The 4,127-nt window shown below is 45.3% G+C and carries 4 protein-coding genes; 2 read left to right on the top strand and 2 right to left on the bottom strand.

Features of this window, described 5'->3' with window-relative positions; all coding sequences use genetic code 11:
* Window positions 1-95: 95 nt before the first annotated feature.
* Window positions 96-986: a toxin-antitoxin system YwqK family antitoxin gene (locus ACFQ2O_RS20370; protein ID WP_377532426.1), complete on the bottom strand. Its 891-nt coding sequence runs from the start codon at window positions 984-986 to the stop codon at window positions 96-98.
* Window positions 987-1,228: 242 nt separating this feature from the next.
* Window positions 1,229-2,665: a dicarboxylate/amino acid:cation symporter gene (locus ACFQ2O_RS20365; protein WP_377532423.1), complete on the bottom strand. Its 1,437-nt coding sequence runs from the start codon at window positions 2,663-2,665 to the stop codon at window positions 1,229-1,231.
* Window positions 2,666-2,974: 309 nt separating this feature from the next.
* Between ACFQ2O_RS20365 and ACFQ2O_RS20360 the strand changes: the two genes are divergently transcribed.
* Together ACFQ2O_RS20360 and ACFQ2O_RS20355 are read left to right on the top strand one after the other, a co-directional pair.
* Window positions 2,975-3,961: an enolase C-terminal domain-like protein gene (locus ACFQ2O_RS20360; protein WP_377532420.1), complete on the top strand. Its 987-nt coding sequence runs from the start codon at window positions 2,975-2,977 to the stop codon at window positions 3,959-3,961.
* Window positions 3,942-4,049 (top strand): hypothetical protein, encoded by a 108-nt coding sequence (locus ACFQ2O_RS20355; protein ID WP_377532417.1) that lies wholly within the window; start codon window positions 3,942-3,944, stop codon window positions 4,047-4,049. Before ACFQ2O_RS20360 ends, ACFQ2O_RS20355 begins: the two co-directional genes overlap by 20 nt.
* The last annotated feature ends 78 nt before the right edge of the window (window positions 4,050-4,127 follow it).

Below are 4,127 nucleotides of genomic sequence, written 5' to 3'. Positions count from 1 at the left end.
CCACAACTTAACGAACCGCTGTATACGAGACCCGTACGTACAGTGGTGTGTGAGGCGCACCCTGCTACCTAGAGGTGGCAGGGCCGTCTACACGATTAGCGTTCTGTTATTCTTACTTCTTTGTTGTTTTTATATAAGAGGGAGTCATGAAGGTCTCCTGCTGAAGAGAACCAATAGGACATACCGTTAAGTCCCCCTTCTTTGTAAGCGTAAATTCTCATGAGATTGCCGTTCTCCCAGTACAAGGTTCTTTTTCCATTCAATTGCCCCTTATAATAGACTTTTTCTTCCTTAAGCTGGTGCCTGTCATTATTATACCAAAAGCGCCACAACCCCTCTTTTCTACCATTTATCAATTCCCCTTCACTTCGTGGGCTTGATTCAAGGTTTGTTACAAAGTACATCCTGTCATAATGAAGCACCGTGTCCTTCTTTGATGTTTGCTTCAGCTTGAACTTAAGGTTGAGGCTTTTCTTCACAGTTGCCCCTTCAACAGTATCCGCTGATGTAATGAACTGAAGCGACAAAGTTGATGATGTAAGGGGGAAGTAAGAATGGTTATTTACCTTTAATTGCGGGTATTCTCCAAAGCGGTTGTAATAACTGGAATCAGATAGAATAGTAACTTCATAAACCTCCCCACTGTTGAGGGTGTCGTGGTTGACACTTACGCTCCTGATGACAGATGAGGGGGCATAGGGCATCGACTTTTTCTTGTCTAATATCTCGTAGGCTAAATAGACAATAAAGCCAAATAGAAGGAGTATTGATAAGTTGCCCACCATACCAAGCCATACCCAAGTTTCTGCCTTTCCCTTAACTTCTATCAGACCTTTGACCAACCCTGTTACGCTTATGACAACAGAGGCAATAAGAGCCACACCATATGGGGTGAAACTGTCTCGGATGTTAAACATCACACATGTAAATGCCAATGAAACGATTGCTGCACTAACAAGAAAAAGTTGGAAGGATTTTAATTTCATTTGTTATTGACGCTAACTACTGGCTAGCAGGAGTACTACTCCCTCTATACATCCAATATAAACAAATAAATGTAATCGACTAACGAATATACTATATAGTATAAATCTCTTCCAAAGAGTTTTGCACCAGCAATCTCGTGGTTTCTAAACAAAAACCCGCCCTTGCCATGAGCAGGAGCGGGTTCTGTGTTTATGTTATTAGGCGGCGTGCTCAGGAAGTATACAGTACCTCCTGAGCTGCTTTACACCAGTTCTGCTGTTCTGTCTTCCTCGCGCTGCTCGTGCATCAGTTCAGGGTTTGTAGTTTCAACCAAGCCAACTTCACGCTCCGGGTGAAATTCACCTTCCCAGCGGGCTACCACGGCAGTGGCAAGGCAGTTACCTGTTACATTGATGGAAGTACGGGCCATGTCCATCAGCTCATCGATACCAAGTATGGCGAACACAGGCCAAACTGGCAGGTTGAAAGAGGCGACTGTGCCGAGCAGAATTACCAGCGATGCACGTGGAACACCGGCCACTCCCTTGCTTGTTAGCATCAGGGTAAACACCATCACCAATTGTTGCTCCCAAGTCAAATTGATGCCTGCTGCCTGTGCCACAAAAACAGAGGCAAGGGCTAAGTATAATGTTGTGCCATCGAGGTTAAAGCTATAACCAGTTGGCATCACGAAGGCTACAATTTTACGCGGTACACCCAGTTTCTCCATTTCTTCCATGGCTCGTGGTAAGGCTGCCTCTGAAGAAGTAGTAGCAAAGGCAATAGATACCGGACCAGAAATGGCTTTTAAGAAACGAACAATCGGTACGCGCGCGATCAGCGCCACAGGCAGCAGTACCAACACAGCAAAGGCAATTAGGGCTACATATAGTGTAACTAGTAACTGGAACAAGTTTAGCAGAATGCCAAAGCCCATGTGCCCAACAGTATAAGCAATGGCTGCACCAACACCGATCGGGGCGAAGTACATGATCACATTGGTGAACTTGAACATGGTTTCAGAAAGACTCTCGCAGAAGTCGATCATCGGCTTTCGTTTTTTCTCGCTCACCATAGCCAACCCAATCGCGAACAATACGCTGAATACTACAATCTGAAGCACCTGACCTTCGGACACGGATTTTACGATGTTCTCCGGGAAAACGTGCAGGATTATGTCTGAGGTACTTTGTGCGGCAACCGGGGTGATTTCTTCCTGACTTTGCGCCAGGCCTGGGTCTATGCCTACACCTGCCTGACTTAAGTTAATGGCAGCCAGGCCAATAAACAAGGCCAGTGTGGTGACAATCTCAAAGTATAGAATGGCTTTCCAGCCCATGCTTCCTACTTGTTTCAGATTGGAGTGGCCGGCAATGCCTACCACCAGCGTTCCAAAAATAAGCGGAGCGATAATGGTCTTGATCAGCTTCAGGAATATCTTGCTGAGTACGTTCAGGTTAACGGCAAATTCAGGAAAGTCGTAGCCAATCTCGCAGCCTACCACCATGCTGACCAGAATCCAGGTAGTGAGGGAGCGTTTCTGTAAGCCGTACCCGAGCAGTACGCCAATCACAATCCAGCGGATAGCCATCAGCACATCTGTCGGCAGGGAAATAAAATTGTACTGTTGCAGTACAGTAAGTATGGCAGCTATGGTTATATTTAACAGCGCAGCCATTGGTAAAAAAGACTTTTTCATATCATAATTAAAGTATAAAGGCACGGCCAATGGTAGCCTTCGCCCACAAAAAAGCCTTTGTAGCAAGTGCGGCTGTAAAGCCAAAAAATAAGGAATATGCCGACAGGGCACACCTACATTAGCTTAGCAAATATACTGGTTGGAAACACATTCGCAAATAGCCAAAGCACGATTCTTAATCATTATTTTACACCGTATAAAGCCCAGAAAACAATTTTATTCTTATTGCGCAGTAGGTGCATCAAAATTGGCTTGTTTGAGATAAAAAATGCAATTTCAAGTAAATTTTACGCTCAATTTATTTTTCATATGCTTACATGGCGCATAGAGGCTTTGCACCTAAAACTCAAATACACATTAAAGGCTGCACACGCACCTGCCAGTGATAAAATAAACTTCCTGGTGCAGGTATCGGATGGTACATTTAACGGTTTTGGCGAAGCAGCTCCCGATGTGCGCCACGGCGACACGGCAGACCTGCTGCTGAAGCAGTATAAAGTGCTGTTGCTGGGCGGCCTGGCGCAGGTGCAAAGTATGGATGAGCTGCTGCAGCTGTTAGAACAGCATCCGCCTATCAGTTCGTTACGCTTTGCCATTGAGTCGGCTTACCTCCATTACTTTTGTCAGCACAAAGCTATACCCGTTTACCAGATGCTGGGACAATCACTGCCGGTGCCGCAGCCAACTGGCTTTACCTTGCCTGTTATGGAGCCTGAAGAAATAGGGGCGTTTTTAGAAACACATGAACTGGAGCGTTTTCAGTACCTTACTTTAAAAGTAAACCAGGAGCAAGGGGCTGAGCTGGTAGCCAGTTTGCTGGAGGCCACTGCCAAGCCCATTGTGATTGACGGTAACGAAAGCTGGCAGCAGGAAGAGGAGTTGCTGTACTTTTTATCTGCCCTGGACAAAAGGAGGGTACTTTTTGTGGAGCAGCCGATGCCAGCTACGAAATTAGCTGCCTATGCCCATATCAAGAGCAGTAGCCCGGTGCCATTGGTTGCAAAGGAGTCAATTACAGATACAGTAGGTTTTGAATTGCTTCGTACGCAGTTTCATGGCATCAACATTGATATGATGCAGGCCGGAGGATACCTGAATACGATTCGCTTACTGCAGTTGGCAAAGAAAAACGGTTTGTTTACGGTGCTAAGCTGTACCGCAGAAACTACCTTAAGCTTTTGGAGTGCCCTGCAGTTAAGTAACGCATTTGACTTTGCCAACCTGTCAGGCTTTCTGATGCTAGACGAAGAGCCATTCTCGTTAGTGCGGGAGCAGGATGGTATTCTATACTTATAAGAGGCAAACTAATTACAACACCTGTATCCATGTAAGCCCAAACAAGTTACATGCTGGCGTGTTGGCACAAGATTTACAGCAGGTGTAGGAATAAGGTATCCTGGCTTTTATAAAACATTAATCCTATCAAGCTTGTTTTTCAACAACTTATTTAAAATAATTTAAA

The organism is Pontibacter rugosus, from assembly GCF_042678745.1.
In the GTDB taxonomy this organism is placed as follows: Bacteria; Bacteroidota; Bacteroidia; order Cytophagales; family Hymenobacteraceae; genus Pontibacter; species Pontibacter rugosus.
This window is presented reverse-complemented; position numbering and strand designations above follow the sequence as displayed.